General features: G+C 67.1%; 18 protein-coding genes and 1 pseudogene. 9 read left to right on the top strand and 10 right to left on the bottom strand.

Annotated elements, in window-relative coordinates; all coding sequences use genetic code 11:
- Positions 1 to 67: 67 nt before the first annotated feature.
- Entirely contained in the window at positions 68 to 1342 is a 1275-nt protein-coding gene (locus AC4AMJ_RS17205; RefSeq protein ID WP_489899905.1) for an MFS transporter, read from the bottom strand.
- A 184-nt stretch (positions 1343 to 1526) separates the two neighbouring features.
- Entirely contained in the window at positions 1527 to 2252 is a 726-nt protein-coding gene (gene pdxH, locus AC4AMJ_RS17210) for a pyridoxamine 5'-phosphate oxidase (protein WP_489899904.1), read from the bottom strand.
- A gap of 125 nt (positions 2253 to 2377) precedes the next feature.
- On the opposite strand from pdxH, the gene AC4AMJ_RS17215 reads away from it, so the two are divergent.
- Positions 2378 to 3508 (top strand): citrate synthase 2, encoded by a 1131-nt coding sequence (locus tag AC4AMJ_RS17215; protein ID WP_489913494.1) that lies wholly within the window; start codon positions 2378 to 2380, stop codon positions 3506 to 3508.
- Positions 3509 to 3720: 212 nt separating this feature from the next.
- Complete coding sequence (locus AC4AMJ_RS17220; RefSeq protein ID WP_489899902.1) at positions 3721 to 5580, top strand: BCCT family transporter; 1860 nt, start codon at positions 3721 to 3723, stop codon at positions 5578 to 5580.
- Here AC4AMJ_RS17220 and AC4AMJ_RS17225 read toward each other — a convergent pair.
- The 3 genes from AC4AMJ_RS17225 to AC4AMJ_RS17235 are packed head-to-tail and all read right to left on the bottom strand — an operon-like array spanning position 5537 to position 8749.
- Positions 5537 to 7186: an ABC transporter permease gene (locus AC4AMJ_RS17225; protein ID WP_489913496.1), complete on the bottom strand. Its 1650-nt coding sequence runs from the start codon at positions 7184 to 7186 to the stop codon at positions 5537 to 5539. The two genes, AC4AMJ_RS17220 and AC4AMJ_RS17225, sit on opposite strands and share 44 nt — an antisense overlap.
- Positions 7183 to 8091, bottom strand: coding sequence for an ABC transporter ATP-binding protein (locus AC4AMJ_RS17230; protein ID WP_489913498.1), 909 nt, complete (start codon positions 8089 to 8091; stop codon positions 7183 to 7185). The genes AC4AMJ_RS17225 and AC4AMJ_RS17230 overlap by 4 nt, the downstream gene beginning before the upstream one ends.
- Positions 8084 to 8749 (bottom strand): TetR/AcrR family transcriptional regulator, encoded by a 666-nt coding sequence (locus tag AC4AMJ_RS17235; RefSeq protein ID WP_489899899.1) that lies wholly within the window; start codon positions 8747 to 8749, stop codon positions 8084 to 8086. Before AC4AMJ_RS17235 ends, AC4AMJ_RS17230 begins: the two co-directional genes overlap by 8 nt.
- A 207-nt stretch (positions 8750 to 8956) precedes the next feature.
- On the opposite strand from AC4AMJ_RS17235, the gene serC reads away from it, so the two are divergent.
- The 3 genes from serC to AC4AMJ_RS17250 all read left to right on the top strand — a co-directional run bounded on the left by serC (position 8957) and on the right by AC4AMJ_RS17250 (position 12414).
- Positions 8957 to 10102: a phosphoserine transaminase gene (gene serC, locus AC4AMJ_RS17240; RefSeq protein ID WP_489899898.1), complete on the top strand. Its 1146-nt coding sequence runs from the start codon at positions 8957 to 8959 to the stop codon at positions 10100 to 10102.
- A 522-nt stretch (positions 10103 to 10624) separates the two neighbouring features.
- The gene (gene sepH, locus AC4AMJ_RS17245; protein ID WP_489913500.1) at positions 10625 to 11611 is read left to right on the top strand and encodes a septation protein SepH; all 987 of its coding nucleotides are present in this window, start codon (positions 10625 to 10627) and stop codon (positions 11609 to 11611) included.
- A gap of 11 nt (positions 11612 to 11622) precedes the next feature.
- Positions 11623 to 12414 (top strand): DUF6928 family protein, encoded by a 792-nt coding sequence (locus tag AC4AMJ_RS17250; protein ID WP_489913502.1) that lies wholly within the window; start codon positions 11623 to 11625, stop codon positions 12412 to 12414.
- Between the two features lie 22 nt (positions 12415 to 12436).
- On the opposite strand, the gene AC4AMJ_RS17255 is transcribed toward AC4AMJ_RS17250, so the two are convergent.
- Positions 12437 to 12736: a DUF2537 domain-containing protein gene (locus AC4AMJ_RS17255; protein ID WP_489900781.1), complete on the bottom strand. Its 300-nt coding sequence runs from the start codon at positions 12734 to 12736 to the stop codon at positions 12437 to 12439.
- 211 nt (positions 12737 to 12947) lie between these two features.
- Here AC4AMJ_RS17255 and AC4AMJ_RS17260 point away from each other — a divergent pair.
- A pseudogene (locus tag AC4AMJ_RS17260) lies at positions 12948 to 13721 on the top strand (Acg family FMN-binding oxidoreductase); the annotation flags it as partial.
- A 65-nt stretch (positions 13722 to 13786) separates the two neighbouring features.
- On the top strand, positions 13787 to 13915 hold the full coding sequence (locus AC4AMJ_RS17265) for a hypothetical protein (protein ID WP_489913504.1): 129 nt from the start codon (positions 13787 to 13789) through the stop codon (positions 13913 to 13915).
- Positions 13916 to 13996: 81 nt separating this feature from the next.
- Here the strand turns inward: AC4AMJ_RS17265 and AC4AMJ_RS17270 are convergent, their stop codons facing one another.
- A complete protein-coding gene (locus AC4AMJ_RS17270) occupies positions 13997 to 14587 on the bottom strand; it encodes an Rv1733c family protein (protein ID WP_489899894.1) in 591 nt (196 codons plus the stop codon).
- Positions 14588 to 14677: 90 nt separating this feature from the next.
- Positions 14678 to 15562, bottom strand: coding sequence for a universal stress protein (locus tag AC4AMJ_RS17275; RefSeq protein WP_489899893.1), 885 nt, complete (start codon positions 15560 to 15562; stop codon positions 14678 to 14680).
- A gap of 189 nt (positions 15563 to 15751) precedes the next feature.
- Here AC4AMJ_RS17275 and AC4AMJ_RS17280 point away from each other — a divergent pair, with 189 nt between their 5' ends.
- A complete protein-coding gene (locus tag AC4AMJ_RS17280) occupies positions 15752 to 16630 on the top strand; it encodes a universal stress protein (protein ID WP_489899892.1) in 879 nt (292 codons plus the stop codon).
- Positions 16631 to 16643: 13 nt separating this feature from the next.
- On the opposite strand, the gene AC4AMJ_RS17285 is transcribed toward AC4AMJ_RS17280, so the two are convergent.
- A complete protein-coding gene (locus tag AC4AMJ_RS17285; RefSeq protein WP_489899891.1) occupies positions 16644 to 17492 on the bottom strand; it encodes a TrmH family RNA methyltransferase in 849 nt (282 codons plus the stop codon).
- A 111-nt stretch (positions 17493 to 17603) separates the two neighbouring features.
- Here AC4AMJ_RS17285 and AC4AMJ_RS17290 point away from each other — a divergent pair, with 111 nt between their 5' ends.
- Positions 17604 to 18848 (top strand): GNAT family N-acetyltransferase, encoded by a 1245-nt coding sequence (locus AC4AMJ_RS17290; RefSeq protein ID WP_489913506.1) that lies wholly within the window; start codon positions 17604 to 17606, stop codon positions 18846 to 18848.
- A gap of 363 nt (positions 18849 to 19211) precedes the next feature.
- Here the strand turns inward: AC4AMJ_RS17290 and AC4AMJ_RS17295 are convergent, their stop codons facing one another.
- Positions 19212 to 19661, bottom strand: coding sequence for a MarR family winged helix-turn-helix transcriptional regulator (locus AC4AMJ_RS17295; RefSeq protein WP_489900780.1), 450 nt, complete (start codon positions 19659 to 19661; stop codon positions 19212 to 19214).
- Positions 19662 to 19864: the final 203 nt, after the last annotated feature.

The following is a 19864-nucleotide window of genomic DNA, read 5'->3' on the forward strand; positions in this document are numbered from 1 at the left end:
GTGGCACCGAATCAGCGATCTCGCTGATCAGGCAGGTCGCCGCGCACGCCGGTCACGACCTGCGAGGTCACGCGAGCTGTCCGGCGCGGTACCGGACGAACGCCGGAATGGCCAGCGCGGCAACGATGGTCAAGACGATCACACCGATACCGCCGCCCGCGGTCGCCACCGCGGTGCCGACGACCGCGGCCGCCGCCCCGTGTGTGACGTCCGCGATTCGCGGGCCGCCGGCGACCACCACGATGAACACGCCCTGCAACCGGCCGCGCACCTCGTCGGTCGCGGCCGCCTGCAACATGGTCTGGCGAAACGCCGCCGAGGCCATGTCCGCGGCCCCTCCCACCATCAGCGCGACGACCACCACGGGCAGGATCGGCAACGCGGTTCCGTGGGCGAAGAACAGGGCACACCCGGCCACGGTGATCGCTGCACCCCAGATCAGGATGCACACGATGACCGCGAGCCCCTGCCGACGCACCCGCCCGACCCAGCCGGAGAACACTCCGCCGATCACCGCACCCAGCGGAATCGCCGCGAAGAGCAGGGCGAAAGCCCATCCGCCACCCTCCGGCCCGCCGAAGTTCTCGTTCGCCATCTGCGGGAACAGGGCACGCGGCATGCCGAAGATCATCGCGATCAGGTCGACGAGGAAGCTGGCCAACAGCACGCGATGATCGCGCAGGTAGATGAAACCGTCGAGGACCGAACGTAATCCGGCGACGGGCCGACGCTCACCGGGTGTGTGTTCGGGCTTGAGCGACGGCAACCGGATCACCGCCCACAGGGTGGCGAACAGGCCGATCGTGTCCACCAGGTAGAGCGTGGAGTAGCCGAGGACCGGGATCAACGCACCACCGGCGAGCGGTCCTGCGATGGCGCCGGCCTGCATGACGGTCATGTTCAAGGAGTTGGCCGCCGGAAGTTCGGTCAACGGCAGCAGGCGCGGCAGCACCGCCGTTCGCGTCGGCTGGTTCACCGCGAAGAACGCCTGCTGAACGGCGAAGACGCACAACAAGAGCCAGACATTCCCGACATCGAGCGCCGCCTGCAGCCAGAACACCGCACTGCATCCGATGAGGCCGAAGGTGCTGATGATCAGGATCAGTCGGCGGTCGAAGACATCGGACAACGCACCGCCCCAGAGTCCGAACACGATCAGCGGAACCAGGCCGAAGACGCCGGTCAGACCGACATACGCGGAGCTGCCGGTGATCTGGTAGATCTGCGCGGGTACGGCCACGACCGTGAGCTGTGCACCGATGACGGTGATGATGTTCGCCGTCCACAGCCGACGGAAATATGCGTTGGCGAGCGGGCTGGTGTCGGCGAGCAAGCGGGGCACCAGCGAAGTTTAGTGGAGGTAACGATTGCCGCGGTCGGCACGGCTCCCCTACCCAAAACCGCCCCAGACAGTGCGGCGGTCGGCATTTCGCCGGCGGCGGCGCCGTGCCGGGCGGAGTTCAGTGGGAAGTTGGGTGCGGACTCAGTGCGGACTCAGTGCGGACCCCGACGTCGCCGGGCGCACCTCACGGCTGCAGCCGCTGCACCCGCCAACCATCGTCGACCCACGTCAGCCGGACCCGGTTGTGCAACCGGTTCGCCCTGCCCTGCCAGAACTCGACGACCTGCGGCACCAGGCGGTACCCACCCCAGGTCGGCGGTACGGGCACCTCGTCGACGGAATCGAAGCCGCCGAACCGGTCGGCCACCGCGGCGGCACGGGCCTCGAGTTCGGCGCGGCTGCCGATCGGCTGCGACTGCTCGGACGCGAACGCGGACAGCTGCGACCCCCGGGGCCGCATGTACCAGTACTCCTGGGTCTCCTCGGGTGTCACATGTTCCACCGGCCCCCGGAAGTGCACCTGGCGCTCCAGGGCGATCCACGGAAATGTCACCGCGGCATACGGATTGGCCGCGAGATCCTGGCCCTTGTCGGAATCGTAACCGGTGTAGAAGACGATCCCGCCGGCATCGGCACCCTTGCAGAGGACCGCGCGCGTCGACGGCCTGCCCCCGGCGTCGGCGGTCCCGAGCACCATGGCGTTGGGTTCGGCGATCCGCGAGTCGATCGCCTCGCGCAGCCAGACGGTGAACAGGTCGAGCCATGGCGGATCACCGCGCAGCCAGGACGGATCGAGATTCTCACGGACACCGTCCGCACCCGCGGCTCGATCCCCCTCCCCGACGTTCGGCGGTATGCCACCGCCATAGCCGACACGCATGTTCGGCAGGTCTATCGGTTGATCCGCCATTTTCGAGAGGCTACTCCGCGAGGCATTGTTACTCTCCGGTATGACGGCTCATGGCACCTGATTTAGAGTCCTCAGTGTTTCCCACGCGCTCCACCACGGCACAGCGTCGACGTTAGGCGGTATCGATGTCCAACACAGTTCCCGACGACTTCGTACCCGGCCTGGAAGGTGTGGTCGCGTTCACCACCGAGATCGCCGAACCCGACAAGGACGGCGGAAACCTGCGGTATCGCGGCGTCGACATCGAAGACCTCGTGGAGAACAACGTCACCTTTGCCGACGTGTGGGCGCTGTTGGTCGACGGCAGGTTCGGCGACGGGCTCCCACCCGCCGAACCGTTCCCGCTGCCCATCCACACCGGCGACGTCCGGGTCGATGTCCAGGCCGCGCTCGCGATGCTGGCCCCCATCTGGGGTTACCAGCCGCTGCTCGACATCGACGACGCCACCGCGCGTGCCAATCTCGCCCGGGCCTCGGTCATGGCGCTCTCCTACGTCGCCCAGTCGGCGCGCGGCATTCATCAACCAGCCGTGCCGCAGCACGTCATCGACGAATGCGACACGGTGACGGCTCGCTTCATGACCCGATGGAAGGGCGATCCGGACCCCAAGCACATCCGCGCCATCGACGCCTATTGGGTCAGCGCGGCCGAGCACGGACTCAATGCGTCGACGTTCACCGCGCGGGTCATCGCGTCGACCGGCGCCGATGTCGCGGCCGCGTTGTCGGGTGCGATCGGCGCGATGTCGGGCCCGCTGCACGGTGGCGCGCCGGCGCGGGTGCTGCCCATGATCGAAGAGGTGGAGACCACCGGCGACGCACGTGGTCTGGTGAAGGGTGTGCTCGACCGCAAGGAGAAGTTGATGGGCTTCGGCCACCGGGTCTACCGGGCCGAGGACCCGCGCGCCCGGGTGCTGCGTCGCACCGCGCAGGAGCTCGGCGTCCCGCGCTACGAGGTGGCCGCCGCACTCGAACAGGCTGCCCTGACCGAGCTCCGCGAGCGGCGACCTGACCGCGCGATCGAGACGAACGTCGAGTTCTGGGCGGCGGTGATCCTCGACTTCGCGGAGGTGCCGCCGCACATGATGCCGGCGATGTTCACCTGCGGCCGAACCGCCGGATGGTGCGCGCATGTCCTGGAGCAGAAACGGCTCGGCAAACTGGTCCGGCCTGCGGCCATCTACACCGGTCCCGGACCGCGCCGCCCGGAGGACGTCACCGGCTGGAACGACGTGAAACCCGCGCCCGGCCTCTGATCCGGGGCCTTGTCGCCGCCGCACACGCCTGTGCTCCCGCGCCGCGCGTCAGGGCAGGCGATGTCGTAGGGTCGGTAAAGAGCGACCGTGGAAACGGTAAAGCAAACGTAACGATTGTCCGTCTTCCACCGCCTGACCACGCATTCGCCGCAGTACGGTCGAACGTGACGCGCCGAATGAGGACCGCGCAGTGCTCTTAGAGGGAGCGGAACATGTTTGCCCATGCCTGGCGGGAACAACACAAGCCGGTGTTCGTGACCGCATCACTGATCATCTTCGCGTTGCTGACCTTCGCGGTGATCTACGCGAGCACGGCGGCCGACGCCTTCCAACAGCTCAACGACTGGATCACCTCCGGCGTCGGCTGGTGGTACATCCTGATCGTCACCGGCTTCGTCATTTTCGCGCTGTACTGCGCGATCAGCCGCATCGGCAGCATCAAGCTCGGTAAGGACGACGAGGAACCCGAGTTCGGTGTGCTGTCGTGGTTTGCGATGCTCTTCGCCGCCGGTATGGGCATCGGCCTGGTCTTCTACGGCGTGGCCGAGCCACTGTCGCACTACGTCACCCCGCCGGAGGCCGGCGGCATCGAGGGCTCCACGGATGCCGCGGCCAACCAGGCGATGGAACTGACCCTGTTCCACTGGGGGCTGCACGCCTGGGGCATCTACGTCGTGGTCGGACTCGGTCTCGCGTACATGACCTTCCGCAAGGGGCGTCCGCTGGCGGTGCGCTGGCTGCTCGAGCCGCTCATCGGGCGCGAGCGGGTCGAGGGCTGGATCGGACATCTCGTCGACGTCGTCGCGATCGTCGGCACCCTGTTCGGCGTCGCCACCTCGTTGGGCTTCGGCATCCAGCAGATCTCCGCGGGCCTGGAGTATCTGGGCTGGCTGACCGTCAACAACTGGGTCGTGGTGATCATGATCACCGCGATCACCGGGCTGGCGATCTTCTCCGTCGTCACCGGGGTCACCAAAGGTCTGCGCTGGCTGTCCAACATCAACATGGCGGTGGCGGCAATCCTGGCCGCTTTCGTCCTGATCCTCGGCTCGACCCTGTTCTTGCTGCAGTCCTGGGTACAGAACATGGGCAACTACATCGCCAGCCTGCCCGAGCTGATGCTGCGGACCGCCCCGTTCGCCGACGACGGGTGGATGGGCTCGTGGACCATCTTCTACTGGGGATGGTGGATCAGCTGGGCGCCTTTCGTGGGCATGTTCATCGCGCGCATCTCGCGAGGCCGCACCATCCGTCAGTTCGTGAGCGGCGTGCTGCTACTGCCGACGTTCATCAGCGCCATCTGGTTCACGATCTTCGGTGACTCCGGCATTCTCCGTCAGCAACAGGAAGGCAACATGCTCGACGACGGGAGTGTCAACGCGAGCACCTCGTTGTTCCAATTGCTCGACGGTTTTCCGCTGGCCGCGGTCACCAGCGTGATCGCCATCATCGTCGTGGTGATGTTCTTCGTGACCTCGTCGGACTCCGGGTCACTGGTGGTCGACATGCTCGCCACCGGCGGAAAGATGGAGACCCCGTGGGTGACGCGGGTCTACTGGGCGGCGCTGGAAGGTGTGTGTGCCGCCGTCCTCTTGCTGGTCGGTGGCACCGATTCACTGACCGCGTTGCAGACGATGTCCATCGCCACCGCCGTCCCGTTCTCCATCGTCATGGTGCTCGCCTGCATCTCCCTGCTACGCGCGTTCCACTACGACCTCGCGGTGCGTCCGAGGTATCTGCATCTCAGTCTCGGCGACGGGACCGGGACACTCGCGCAGACCGAGCCCGCGCCGGGCGCGCATCGGCACGAGCGACACCGGGTACCCATCTCCGCGACGTTCGCCGGGTTGCCCGAGGAGGCCGACCAGCCCGAGCACGACGGTCTGATCGTCGCCGTCCACGAGGTTCCCCATCACGCCGTGACCGTCGACCCGGACACCGGTTCGTTCTCGATGGGCTCCTACGACGAGCCCGAGGATCCCCTCGGTGAGCATGTCGACCTCGCCGGCCCGGTGGAGGACGAACTGATCAACCAATCTGACGACGTCGAAAGCTCACCCAGCCAACCGTAGCGAAAACCGCTGACACACAGAGCATCACCACGACGGGCGTCCAGTTCATCGACTCCACCGGCACCAACGGTGAATGAGTGAAGGGCGACAGGTCATCGACCCACTGCGGTAGATCGAACATGCCCGACAGCGGGCCGAGGAACAGCGAGACGACCACGACGATCCAGCCGACATGCGCCAACACCGGCCGGATCGCATACAGCGCGAGCGCGAGTGTGACGACGACCAGGATTGCCGGGAGCTGTGCGGCACCCGTCTGCACCGCGTTGACCGCCGGTGTACTCCACCCGCCACCGGCGACTCCGGACCCGATCACCATGCCCAGCCCGACAGTGACCATCAGGATGACCGCGCCTCCCGCCGCGATGGCGACATACGTCCGGTAGTAGCGGGTGCGCGAGGTCGGCGTGGCGAGCAAGACCTCGGTGCGGGCACCGGTCTCTTCGGCCCGCAGCCGTTCGGCGAGATTCACTCCCCAGGCGCTCGATGCGACCGCGAGGAATCCCATCATCGTCATGCCGAACAAGGTGCTCAAGGTGGCATCCCCGAGGGCCGCGCGCAGGATCTGATCGAACTGCTGGTTGCCCTTCGTCAGATCCTCGACGGAGGGCTGCATGAAACCGACGATCAGCGAATAGACGAACAGCCCGCCCATCCAGGAGATGAGCAGCGGTCGGGACAGGCGCACGCCGAGGGCCTCGATGCTGGTCAGTCCGGCACTCTCGGCCGGACCCGCCCTCGGGGCGATCAGGCCTGCCCCCAGGTCACGCCGCACCGCCACCCATCCCGCCACGACGAGTCCGAACACGAAGACCGCCAGCGACAGGAGGGCGGGAAGCAGGTTGTCCGCACCGAACGGATCGATCTCCTCTGCCCAACCAATCGGATTCGACCATCGCAGCCACCCCCACCCGTCAGTCGCGTCGGCGGCACCACGCAGCAGATATCCCACGAGCACAACCGAACTCGCGGCGAGATTGGCGATGTGCGACGTGGTCGCGATCTGGGCAGCGACCAATGCCACGGCGATGGCGGCGAAACCGGTGGCCGCGTACTGGGCGAACACGGCCGCCACATCGGCCGGCCCGGCTCCCATCGGGACCAGGATCAGCGACATCGCCAGCGACACGATCACGGTGAAGCCGGCCGCGACACAGACCGCTGCCGCCGCGGGAGCGAGCCCGCCGACCGCGCCGGCCCGGATGAGCTCGGTTCGTCCGAGCTCCTCCTCCTTGCGGGTCTGGCGGACCGTCATCAACGCCGCGCAGACGCCGAGGGCCGCGATCAGGAAGAGACCCGCACGCCACGAGACCAGCGCTGCGGTGGGCTCGAGATGATCCAGTTCGCCCAGCAGGAACCGGAATGCGGCGTTGGACCCGGGGCCGAGCTGGAGATCGGCACGCTGCCCTGTGGTTCCGTACATCGCGGTGATCGCCCTCGCGGTGGACAGGTCGATGATGACGAAGAGGGCGATGGTGACCGGAGCGATGATCCGCTCGCGCCGCAGCCCGAGTCGAAACAACGTCCCGAAGCGCGCGAACTCGCGCGTCATCACTCCGGCGTCGGTCCCGACCCCCACCGGGGTCGGTGTGGTGGTCGCGGTCATGCCGGCATGTCCGTCCGGTCGTCGTAGACGTGTAGGAACAACTCCTCGAGGCTGGGTGGCTCCACGGCAAGGCTCGTGACGTCGTGTTGTGCGAGAACCCGGGTGACGCCGCCCAGCCCTGAGTCCTCGACCGTGAAGGTGACCGCCTGGCCGTCGACGACGAAATCGTGCACGCCGTCGACCGATTCCAGATCGGTGGCGCCCGAACGGATCGTCGCGGTGACCCGGGACCGGCGCAGATGCCGCAACTCGACCAGCGGACCGGACTGGATGGTCTTCCCGGCACGGATGATGGTGACCGACTCGCAGAGTTGCTCGACCTCGTCGAGCAGATGGCTCGACATGAGCACCGCGGCACCGCGGGCCGCGACGTCGCGGACACAATCGGTGAACTCACGGGTCATCAGCGGGTCGAGTCCCGAGGTCGGCTCGTCGAGCACGAGCAACTCACACTCAGCGGACAGCGCAGCGACCAGAGCGACCTTCTGCCGGTTGCCTTTCGAGTACGTGGACGCCTTCTTCGTCGGGTCGAGGTCGAACCGATCGATGAGTTCCGCTTTGCGCGCGGCAGATTCGCGACGCACGCCTCGCAGGGACAGGAGCAGGTCGATACATTCGCCGCCGGAAAGCTGCGGCCACAGGTTGACGTCGCCCGGAACGTAGGCGAGCCGTCGATGGATCGTCACCGCATCGACCATCGGGTCCATTCCGAACACCTCGGCGTGCCCACCGTCGGGCCGGTACATCCCCAGCAGCGTTCGGATCGTGGTGGACTTGCCCGCGCCGTTGGGCCCGAGGAAGCCGGCGATCTCGCCGCGCCGCACGGTCAGATCCAGCCCGTCGAGCGCGACGAATGTACCGAATCTCTTTCGGAGACCGGATACCTCGATCACCACATCAGCCATGTTCAGCATCATGTTCCTCCCGGTAGGTCAACACCGCGTCGAGCAGGGAGTCATCGGCCATGACCCCGTGCACCGCCAGTTCGGTCGCCGGCACCACGACCCGATCGACGTAGGACCGCAGGATCGCTCCCGCGTCGGACCAGTCGTCCGGCGGATTCATCACCACATCGACCAGCAGCGCACCCATCGACTGCGCGACCATGTAGCGCGCCCTGGCCGCCTCGTCACGCGAGGGCCGTATCGTGCCCGCCGCGACACCGCCGCGGAACGTTGCCTCGGCATCCTGCGCCAAGTGCTCGAGCAGTTGGCGTGCCATCTCGCCACCGGCCTGCAGACTGCGGATCAGATAGACGATGCGAGGACCGTCGGTGTCGATCGAATCCATCTTCGCCAGGAATCCGGAAAATGCCGAAGCACCCGGCTGCGACTCGAGACCCCGTTCGTTGGCCTCCCGCGTCTGGCGCAACACGTGCGCATCACACTCGGCGCGCAGCTTCTCCTTGCTGCCGAAGTGGTGGATGACCAGACCCGGACTGACCCCCGCAGAGTCGGCGATGGTCCGCACGGTCGCGGAGAACCCGTCGCGAGCGAACACCTCGACGGCGGTGTCGCGTAGACGTGCCCGGGTGGAGCGGTCATCCGCGTCGACTAAACGCATGTTCAACACGTTAAACACGCGTTCAGCCCGGGTCAAGAGCGCGTTCGCACCATCCGCGCACCCGGCACGTGTCCACGCACGTCGCGAGGCGTGCGCGACCACAGCGGGTGCGCGGGTGCCGACAGCTCATGCCGCCGGGACCAGGAGAATCCGCCCACAAGGGGCCGCAGCCCGGGTGGTCGGCGCCACAACCTTAGAATTGCCAGCATGAGTGACACCGCAACCGCACCGATCACGATCCCCGCCGACCTCCTGCCGTCGGACGGCCGCTTCGGCTGCGGGCCGTCGAAGGTGCGCCCCGAACAGCTCCAGTCCCTGGTCGACACCGGCGCGTCGGTGTTCGGCACCAGTCATCGGCAGGCACCGGTCAAGAACGTCGTCGGGTCCATCCGCGCCGGCATGTCAGAACTGTTCGCGCTCCCCGACGGCTACGAGGTCGTCCTCTCCAACGGCGGCACCACCGCGTTCTGGGACGCCGCCGCCTTCGGGCTGATCAAGCAGCGGTCGCTGCATCTGACCTACGGAGAGTTCTCGTCCAAGTTCGCGACGGTCGCCAAGAAGGCCCCCTTCCTGGATTCGCCGTCGGTGATCTCCACCGATCCCGGCACCGCCCCTGACCCGGCCGCGCTGACCTCCGAGGACTTCGGCGGTATCGACCTGATCGGCTGGGCCCAGAACGAGACCTCGACCGGTGTCGCAGTGCCGGTGACACGCCCCGCAGGCTCGGATGACGCACTCGTCGCGATCGACGCGACCTCCGGTGCGGGCGGTCTCCCGGTCAATGTCGCCGACGCCGATGTCTACTACTTCGCGCCGCAGAAGTGCTTCGCCTCCGATGGCGGGATCTGGATCGCGTTGATGAGCCCTCGTGCGCTCGAGCGGATCGCGCAGATCGCCGAGACCGACCGTTGGTGCCCGGAGTTCCTGTCACTGCCGACCGCCGTCGACAACAGCAGCAAGAACCAGACCTACAACACCCCGGCAGTAGCCTCGCTGCTCCTGCTCGACAACCAGATCCAGTGGATGCTCGGACAGGGCGGCCTGGACTGGTGCGTCTCACGGACCGCCGACTCGAGTTCACGGCTGTACTCCTGGGCCGAGGCCAGCGACTACGCGACACCATTCGTCGCCGATCCGTCGCAGCGCAGCCAGGTGGTGGGCACCATCGATTTCGACGACGAGGTGGACGCCGCCGCCGTGGCCAAGACGCTCCGGGCCAACGGTGTCGTCGACACCGAGCCGTACCGAAAGCTCGGCCGCAACCAGCTGCGCATCGGGATGTTCCCGGCAATCGAGCCCGACGACATCTCGCGGCTGACCCAGTGCATCGACTTCGTCGTCGAGAAGCTCTGATAGTCCCCCGCTGATCGAGTAGCCCGCGAGCAACCCCCCGCCGATCGAGTAGCCCGCGAGCCGCCAGGCGAGCGCGCGTATCGAGATCACCGCACACCCCACCAGGTCTCGATACACCGCCTCGCCTAGCGGCTCGACAGCTACTCGACCAGCGAAAAAGCAACCCCCCGCTGATCGAGTAGCCCGCGAGCCGCCAGGCGAGCGCGCGTATCGAGATCACCGCACACCCCACCAGGTCTCGATACACCGCCTCGCCTAGCGGCTCGACGGCTACTCGACCAGCGAAAACAAGCGGCTCGACAGCTACTCGACCAGCGAAGGGGATCAGCAAGCTCGACGACTGCCCGATCCACGCCACCCAGCGGGTAGCGTGGATCCCATGGGCCACTTTCGACCCTGTGGCCACGCCCGCCACAACCTTGCTGATCTGCGGTTTTGCCGCGTGTCCCGCACGGCCGCGGCGACAGCGTGGATTAACCTGACCCCAATGCCCGCACTCGTGGTCACCGGAGGAGGAGCAGAATGCGTGAGCTTCGCGTCGTCGGCGTCGAGACCGACGGCACCCATGTGATCTGTCGAGACGCCGAGTCGGGTGAGAAGTACCGGATCGCTGCCGATGAACGGCTCCGGGCCGCGGCTCGCGGTGACATCTCACGATTGGGGCAGATCGAGATCGAAATGGAAAGCTCACTACGGCCACGAGAGATTCAGGCCCGCATCCGGGCCGGCGCAACGGTCGCGGAGGTCGCGGCTGCGGCCGGGGTTCCGGTCGACAAGGTCGAACGATTCGCCCATCCCGTGCTGCTCGAACGTACCCGGGCCACCGAACTGGCGTCGATGGCCCACCCCATCCGTGAAGACGGGCCGTCGGTGTCGACGCTCGGCGAGACCGTGTCCGAGGCGATGACCGCGCTGGGCCACCACCAGCAGGACGTCGAGTGGGACGCGTGGAAGGGCGACGACGGCTACTGGGTCGTACAGATCTCCTGGCACATCGGACGCACCGACAACCACGCGCACTGGAGGTTCCAGCCCGGCTCACACGGCGGAACTGCCGACCCGCTCGACGACCTCGCCGACGAGCTGACACACCCCGAATCCATCGCTCCACGCCGTCGGCTCACACCGGTGGCGACACCCGAGCTGGCACCCGAACCCGAGCTCTCCCATCAGGACGACGGCCACGACGAGGTCACCTTCGACGCCGACCGCCTCATCGATGCTCAGCGCACCCGCAACGGTTCGGTGCCCCCGACTCACGACGAACACGGCACCGTGGCGATCGATTTCGGAACCCCCGACGATTCGTCGTGGACGGAACCGACCGACGACCCGAAGCCGTCTGCCGACACCCGGGACGAACCGGCGGCCACCACCGCATCCGGCGAGCACGCGCCCGACGGCCCCGCGGCCGATTCCTCTCCGAAGCCGCGACGCCGGTCACGCAAGCCGGCCGTCCCGGCCTGGGAGGACGTGTTGCTCGGTGTCCGCAGTAACGGCAACAGCTAGAGCCGCACGACGTGTCGGCACGCGCAGTCACCCTCTGGTTCATCGACAGCGACGACCCGGTCGCGCTGCTCCGTGATCTCCCGGCCACCAACGGCCCCGCCACCGACGTCGTCGCAGCCCACAAGCTCGCCGGGGCGATATACGGAGACCGGGTCCTCGTTCCGATGCACGACACCGACCTCGCGACGGCCGCGGCAGCGCAGGACCCGCATGTGTACGCGGGCTGGTATGGACCGATCTCCGTCATCTGTTGCTCGTTGTTCGCAGCGACCGAACCCTCGACGCTGACCCGGACGATCAACTCGATCCGTCGCAGCGCGGCCGCCACCTTGCTGCACACCGATCCCGAGCGGGCCCTCGGCGCATTCGCACGTTGGGAGAACGGTGAGCTGCGCCGGTCGTTCTCCGCCGAACCCGTCACGATCCTCGAGGACACCGGACTGCCCTACCCATTCGAGCGCCCGTTCTGGGCCGGCGAGCACCCCTTGCGGTATGCACCCGGCGTCGCCGCGGAACCATTGGCGTTGCCGTTCCATCCCCAGGAACTCGCCGAGCAGGCCAATCGCGAGTGGCTCGGCTTCCGATTCACCACACCGCTTGCCGAGACGGACCTCGATCCGACACGAATCCCGGTGACCGCGTTCGCCATTCATCCGGCGGATTACGAGCCTGGGGAATCGGACTGGCTCCGATACCAGAACAGCGGCCACCCGTCGCGACCCGACGACGCCCCCACCGAGGAAGCGGCCGCCGCGACGCCGAAGCGGCGGGGACGGATCGCCCGCTATTTCGGGTTCGGTTGATCCACCGACACGCGAGACATCGTCACCGGCCGAGGGCCAACAGCGCAACCGACGAACCCAGCCCCGCCAACAGGCCGATGATGAAACCCCACACGATCCACCGCCAGACAGGGCGTTCGCGCAGATCCCATAGCGTCCATCCCAACCCGACGGTGACGACCAGTACCGCGATGAGACCGAGCCATCGGACGAGACCGCCGATCAGTTCGTAGATGCCCACGAGGAGGAACGTCGCGAAGAGGGCGCAGAAGAGCGTGACGATCAGACCGAGCACCCAGGGCGTGGGTTCGTCGGTCCTCGCGTCGTCCGGTGGGGGCAGCATTAGCCTCGTGGACGCACCGCGGTCGTCGGCGGAGATCATCCTGTCATCATCCCCGATGGGTGAATCGCGGGCACGCGGACCATCTCCCGAGATCAGGGGTCGACAGTGAGAGGCGAAAGGCCTTCGTGGGTGGTGCGGGCGACCCTTGGGCCGTCCACGAACGTCGACAAGGATGGCACTTGACCGACGGGAGAATCCGATGTCCGGTGAGATGCCCACTGATCAGACGTTGCGCGAGATCATCGAGCTCGCCTGCCGGGCACCGTCGATACACAACAGCCAGCCGTGGTCCTGGCGGCAGGTCGGTCCGGAGCTGCGTCTGTTCGCCGACTACGCGCGAGCGGTTCCGGTAGCCGATCCGCACGGCAGGCAACTGATCATCAGCGTCGGCGCCGCGCTGCACCATCTGTGTGTCGCCGCTGCAGCACAGGGGTGGGTCGCGGAGGTCACCCGACTGCCCAGCCCGCCGCACCCCGAGCACCTCGCCACGGTCGAGTTCGTCAGCCGGCATCCACCCTCGGCGGCAGATCGCGCGCGGGCACGCGCGATCACTGACCGGTTCACCGACCGCTTGCCGATGCAGGCGCCACCGCAGTCTCGCCTGCGTGATGTGATCGGCGACGTCTCGAGCCGGTGGGATATCCGGTTGGTGGCCGTCACCGCCGAAGTGCATCCCACGCTGGCGCACGCGTCGCGGATCAGCGCCTTCAACCGACGCTACGATGCGTCCTACCAGGACGAGTTGCGATGGTGGACGTCGGACGACGAGGACCGGGACGACGGGATACCCGCTTCGTCTCTGACGTCACCGGTCGAAATCGAGCGCGTAGAGGTTGCCCGAGACTTCCCGAGCGTTGCCACAGTCGGTTCGCGTCGCGCGGACGTGGCCGTCGACCGGGCGAACGTTCTGGTTGTCACCGGTCCGGACGACACGGTGGCCGACCATCTCGCCTGCGGTGAGGCACTCTCGGACCTCCTCTTGGAGTCCACCGTCGCCGGACTCGGCACCTGCGTGGTGTCCCATGTGCTCGAGGTACCTGCAGCAGGGCGATGGTCGACAGACTGGTCGGCGCCGGCGCCGAGCACGCTCAGCTCCTGGTCCGGGTCGGCATCGGCGAAGGCCATCGGCCGCCGTCCACTCCGCGACGGCCGGTCGACGAGGTGTTCGCTACAGGATGATCTGGTGCCGACCAGGATGATCTGGTGCCGACGCGCAAGGCCGACAGCACCGACGTTTCGCCGCTCGTCCGGCGGGGACCATCACCGCCGAGTCGGTGAGTCCAGTGCCGCCCAGTCCTGTTCCCACAAGCGGAAGCGGTGGCGGTCCACGAGCCGTCGCACCCACCAGGCCAACGAGTACCAGATACCTGCCACCACGGCGATCGACAAGCTCGTGGCGACGAGGCCGGTGGTCAGCGCGTCGGTTTCCGACCGAGGCTCGGACACCACCGTTCCGCTCCGGTCGAGCCAGATCGTCTGTGTGCTTCCCGGTGCAGCTTGCGATTCGGAGGGGCTCGACAGTGGTCGCGGATCGGCGAGGTCGATCCGCCCGGTCACGACACGACCGTCGGTATCGGTCCATCGGGCCGTCACCGGCGCCCCCGGGGTCCGCGGTAGTACGGTCGCGGTCACCGGATGTCGTTCCTGCTGTTCGACTTTGACGGCATGCTGCACCTCGGCGAACGCGTTGCTCCCGATCATCAGTCCGCCGATGATGCCCAGGGCCGCGATCATGCCCAGCACGGTCAACGTCAGCGTCTCCACACGGTCCACCTGCCGGACGAGTCCGTTCGTCGACAGATGCATCACCCGCCACCAACGCAGTTCCCGGGCAAGCGAATCGAGCATCATCGGCCTCCGTTCACACGGGCTGGGACATCCGCGTCGGAGAGGAGTCCGAGGTCTGTGCGCCCCGCATCGGCTTCCCGGCGGTGAGGGTTGTCATCGCACCACCAGAACGGGACATCTGGAGTGGTGCACCACGTTCTGACTCACCGAACCACGAACGACTCCACTGACCTCACCCAGACCTCGGGAGCCGACGACGATCAGCCCTGCTCTCGCGGAGAGGTCGACGAGACCTCGTGCCGCCGCGCTGTCGCCATACTCGAAAGCCACTGTGACGTCGGGAAACTTCGCGCATGCGTCGGCGCACCGCGTTTCGAGCCATCTCAGGCCGTCGCGTCGGATCGCTTCCCAGTCGACCAAGGTCGTGGCGTACCCGACACCGACCAGCGCCGATACCGGCCAGAACGATGCGACGGTGAGCGGCGTTTCGCTCGACTGCGCGTGGTCGAGTGCCGTCAGCAAGGCAGCCTCGGAGGCGGCGGAGCCGTCGAATCCGACGACGATCCGTCTGCGGTCGGCCGAGGGGGACGGACGCTCACGCCACACGAGCACAGCACATTGCGCCGCATGGACGATCGCCATCACGTGACTGCCCAGCACCAGGTCACGTATCGGTCCCGAGTGTTGCGATCCGATGGCCACCATGCGCGATCGGGCGGAGAGATTGTGCAGGTGTGCAACGATCGATCCATCGACCAGTGATGTGGCGACGTCGACCTGCGGCGCGAGCTCCCGCACGACGTCGCGCGCTCCGGCGATCGCGGCCTCGCCGAGGTCATGCATACGTTTCCGACCGTTCTCTTCGCCGAACAGCGCGCCTTCATATGCGGCGTACCAGGCCGACTCGGGAACGGCGTGGACGAGGTGCAGCGGTGAGCCTGTGCGCACACATTCCGCGACCGCCCAGCGCAGCGCGCCGAGCGAGGTATCCGATCCGTCGACGCCCACGATCACCGGTGCCGCTTCGCCGTCATTCATGACCATCCCCTTCCGGGATCATCCCGCTACCCGCGCCTTGACGGTAGATCCGACGCCCTCCCCATCGCTGCCGTAATCCGGCCCCGCATCGGGGGTCTTTGGTCACTCGGTGCGGTGATCTCAGGCCGCTGTACCACCCGCCGGCGAAGCGTTGACTGATAGCCACAGGTACGTGGATAGGAGATGGCAATGTCGACAACCGGCGAGATCGTGGTGGGAGTGGATGGTTCCCCGGCTGCCCAGCGTGCCGTGGCGTGGGCAGCGCATCATGCAGCGCTGCACTCGAATCGCCTCCGACTGGTGTCGTCGTACTCGTCACCGGTGAGTGCGCGGGTACCGCAGTCCTACGGCGAAGCTCTGCGGGCCGCGGCAGAGCGTGACGTGGCCGATGCGCGAACAATTGCCCGCGCTGCGCTCGCGCAGCCCGACGCCGTCGAGATCACCTCCGAGATCATCGCGGGCGCGCCTATTCCCGAGCTCCTCCGCCGGTCCGAGGCCGCCAGGATGCTCGTCGTCGGAAGCCGTGGACTAGGCACGATGAGTCGAGCACTGCTCGGCTCGGTCAGCGCCGCGCTCGCCGCGCACAGCCACTGCCCCCTGGCGGTGGTGCGGGACTCACGCGACGTGCCGGCCGAAGCACCGATCGTCGTCGGCACCGACGGCTCGGCGGGGAGTCGGCCGGCGCTGGAGTTCGCCTTCGAAGAAGCCGGTGCCCGTGGTGTCGGCCTGACCGTGCTGCACGCATGGTCGGATGCGGACCTCGCAGCGATTCACGCGAGTCAGGGACTGCCAGTCTGGGATTGGGCAACTCAGCGCACCGAGGAGAAGTCCCGACTCGACAGCGAACTGGTCGATCTGTGTGCCAAATACCCCGACGTGCCGATCAGGCCCGTCGTGGTCCGTGACCGTCCGGCACGCGCCCTGCTCGACCACGGGCAGGGGGCCCAGATGTTGGTCGTCGGAAACCGTGGGCGGGGCGGCTTCAGCGGGATGTTGTTGGGGTCGACCAGCCGAAATGTCCTCTACTCGGCACAGTGTGTGGTCGTGATCGTGCCGGATGGCCGCTGATCGTCCCTCGCCTCTATACCGGCTCTGCTCTCGCACGTTCGTAAAACGCGATCGCCGCCGCGGTCGCGACATTGAGCGAATCGGTGCCCCGACTCATCGGGATGCGGGCCCGAACATGGCTGGCGCGCATCACGGTTTCGGAGAGGCCCGGCCCCTCGGCGCCGACCAGAAACGCCACCCGGTCCGCGTCCACAGCCTGCGCGAGCGGCACCGATCCCTCACCCGGCGTCAAGGAGACGAGCCGGAAGTCGTTGTCACGCAGCGCCGCCAGACCTTGCGGCCACTCGTCGAACCGGGCGAACGGAACGAGCAGTGCGTGACCCATCGAGACGCGTACACACCGCCGGTACAGCGGGTCGGCACACCCTGCGCCGAACAGGACCGCGTCCACGCCGAGGCCGGCCGCGTTGCGAAAGATGCTGCCGATGTTCTCGTGGTCGTTGACGCCCTCGAGAATCGCCACCGTGCGCGCACCGGCGATGGCGTCGTCCACCCCGAGAGGATCGGGTCGGCGCGCTGCCCCGAGCACGCCGCGATTGAGATGGAATCCGACCACGTCGGCCATCGCGCCGGCGGTCATCCGGTAGAACGGCACGCCGTCCAGCGACGGGTCGGCGAGGTCGTCGGCGAGTTCGGCCAGCCGCTTGTCGACACCGAGGAACGCGTGCGGGGCGAAGCGGGACGCGATCATCCGCTGCGCGACGAGAACGCCTTCGGCGATGACCAGGCCCTTGCCGATCCGGCCTCCGGGCAGTGCGGGCAGATCCGGACGCCGATCCACGGAGTTGAGATCTCGGAAGTCGTCGACCCGCGGATCGTCGGGGTCGTCGATGTCGATGACGTCGACACGCTTGCTGGGCACCTCGACAGTCTGCCAAGGATCACCCGTCCGGATGTGACCGCCCCGACCGCTCGTGGGGGTAATCGGCGGGTTGGCCGAACCGTTGTGATCGTGTTGTGAAACGGTTGACGGGTGAGTACTCCGCAGGCCACATCCTCTGCGCTGTCCGTCGCCCGTGCCACCGACGCCGACTGGGACGAGATCTTCGCGACCGACGCGCGCGCCTTCCTGATGACCAATCCGCTGTCGCCGGCCGAGCAGGCCGACCTGCGTGGAAAGGTCGTCGACGACGATGTCGTGCTGGTGCGCGATCCCGAGGGGCTGGTCGGGCAACCCCTGGTCGGGGTCTCGATGTACTACCGCATGACGATGACCGTTCCGGGCGGTGTGCAGCAACCCGCGGCCGGTCTCTCCTGGGTGTCGGTGGCCGCCACCCACCGTCGTCGGGGCATTCTGCGCACGATGATCACCGAACTGTTCGATCGGTGGGAGTCCGAGGATCAGGTGTTCGCCATCCTGACCGCCAGCGAGGCGACGATCTACGAGAGGTTCGGTTTCGGCCCGGCCTGCTTCGCACAGGACGTCACGATCGATCTGTCGGCGGCCAAGATGCGTCATCGGGCCGATCGGCACGATTCGCCCGTCAACTACGCCGCCGGTGATGAAGTCGCCCGACGAGTCCCCGAGCTGCATGCACGGTGGGCGGCGGCCCGAGCCGGTGCGTTGACTCGTCCGTCCTCGTGGTGGGACCCGATCCTGGCCGACCGGCAGTCCCAACGGCCGAACAACAGCAGCGGGCTGCACTATCTACTGCACGCCGACGGCTACGCGAGCTACCGGATCAACCAGTCGGCGGAACCGACCCGCGCCGATATCGAGGAGGTCATCGCGGTCACCGACGCCGCGCACACCGACCTGTGGCGGGTTCTCGTGGGTCTCGATCTGTTGTCGACGGTCACCGCGTCGATCCCCGTCGACGACCCTCTGCAGGCCAAACTGACCAACCATCGGGCCGTCTCGGTGACCGGGTTGCACGACAAGATGTGGCTGCGCATCCTCGATGTCCCGCGGGCGCTGACCGTCCGGCGGTATTCCGCCGACCTCGACATCGTGCTCGAGGTGACCGATCATTTCCGCGGTCACGGAGGGGTCTTCGACGTCTCGGTTCGCAACGGTGGCGCCATCGTTGCCCCCAGCACCGCGGAACCGACTGTGCGCCTGGACATCTCAGTGCTCGGATCGCTGTTCCTGGGCGGCACACCCGCCCGGACGTTCGCGGCCGCGGATCGACTCTGGACCGACAGCCCCGACACCCTCGCCGCCGTCGAGCACGCCTTCGCGGCCGACAAGGCCCCGTTCTCGGGAACCTTCTTCTAGGCGCGATTCACTCCGGTGTGCCACCCACCGGTGCTTGAGCCACCAACCGCTCCCTGCGCAACCAAACCGCTCCCTGAGGAGCCTCGCGAGGAACGAGCGATGCGTCACGAAGGGCCCACCCCCAGCCGCGGAGCCTCGCAAGAACGCGCCACCCACCGCTCCCTGAGGAGCCTCGCAATAACGCGCAACCAACCGCTCCCTGAGGAGCCTCGCGAGGAACGAGCGACGCGTCACGAAGGGGCCCTTCGTGACGCATCCTCGCAAGCTCGGAGGCTCCTCAGGGACCGAGTGGATGGAACCCTCGCAGGCCCGCCAACTCTTCAGCGACCGGGTGGATGAGACTCTCACCCGATCCCGTCGGCGTCAGCGAACGTCGTCGCCGCCGTTGATGAGCTTGTTGATGATGGGGACCACCGCCGACAGCGTCTCCCGCTCGGACGGCGTCAGTTCCTCGAGCCGCCCGCTGAGCCACTCCTCGCGGGCGTCGAGCTCGGCCGTGATGACGTCACTCCCCTTCTCCGCGAGCGTGACGATCGCCTGGCGGCCATCCGTGGGATGCGGCTCACGCTTGACCATCCCCAGATCGGACAGCGAGGCGATCACCCGCGTCATCGAGGGCGGCTGCACCCGCTCTGCCAGCGCGAGGGCCCCCGGCGTCATCGGGCCCTCGTGGTGCAGGGTCGACAGCGCGGACAGCTGGGTCAGCGACACGACCTTGCTGACCCGCCGACCACGTAATCGTCGGGCGAGGCGGACCACCGCGAGCGACAATTCTCCGGAGAGGCCCGAGAAAGTCTTGTCCGACAGGTCCATGTTCGACACTGTCATTTCCGAGGGTGCAAGTTGCGAGATCGTCATGCCTCGATGCTCCGTTCCGAGCGGGTCCAATCTGAGACCACGTGGTTCCCGACACTAAGCGTAATTCACTTTTTCGATCACGCAATGCAATAGTGTCATTTCTTGCTAATGCGAACGATCGAATTCTCGGCCGCCCATCGCTGCGGATACGGAAGTTC

The sequence above is a fragment of the Gordonia sp. LMA484 genome (assembly GCF_058129505.1).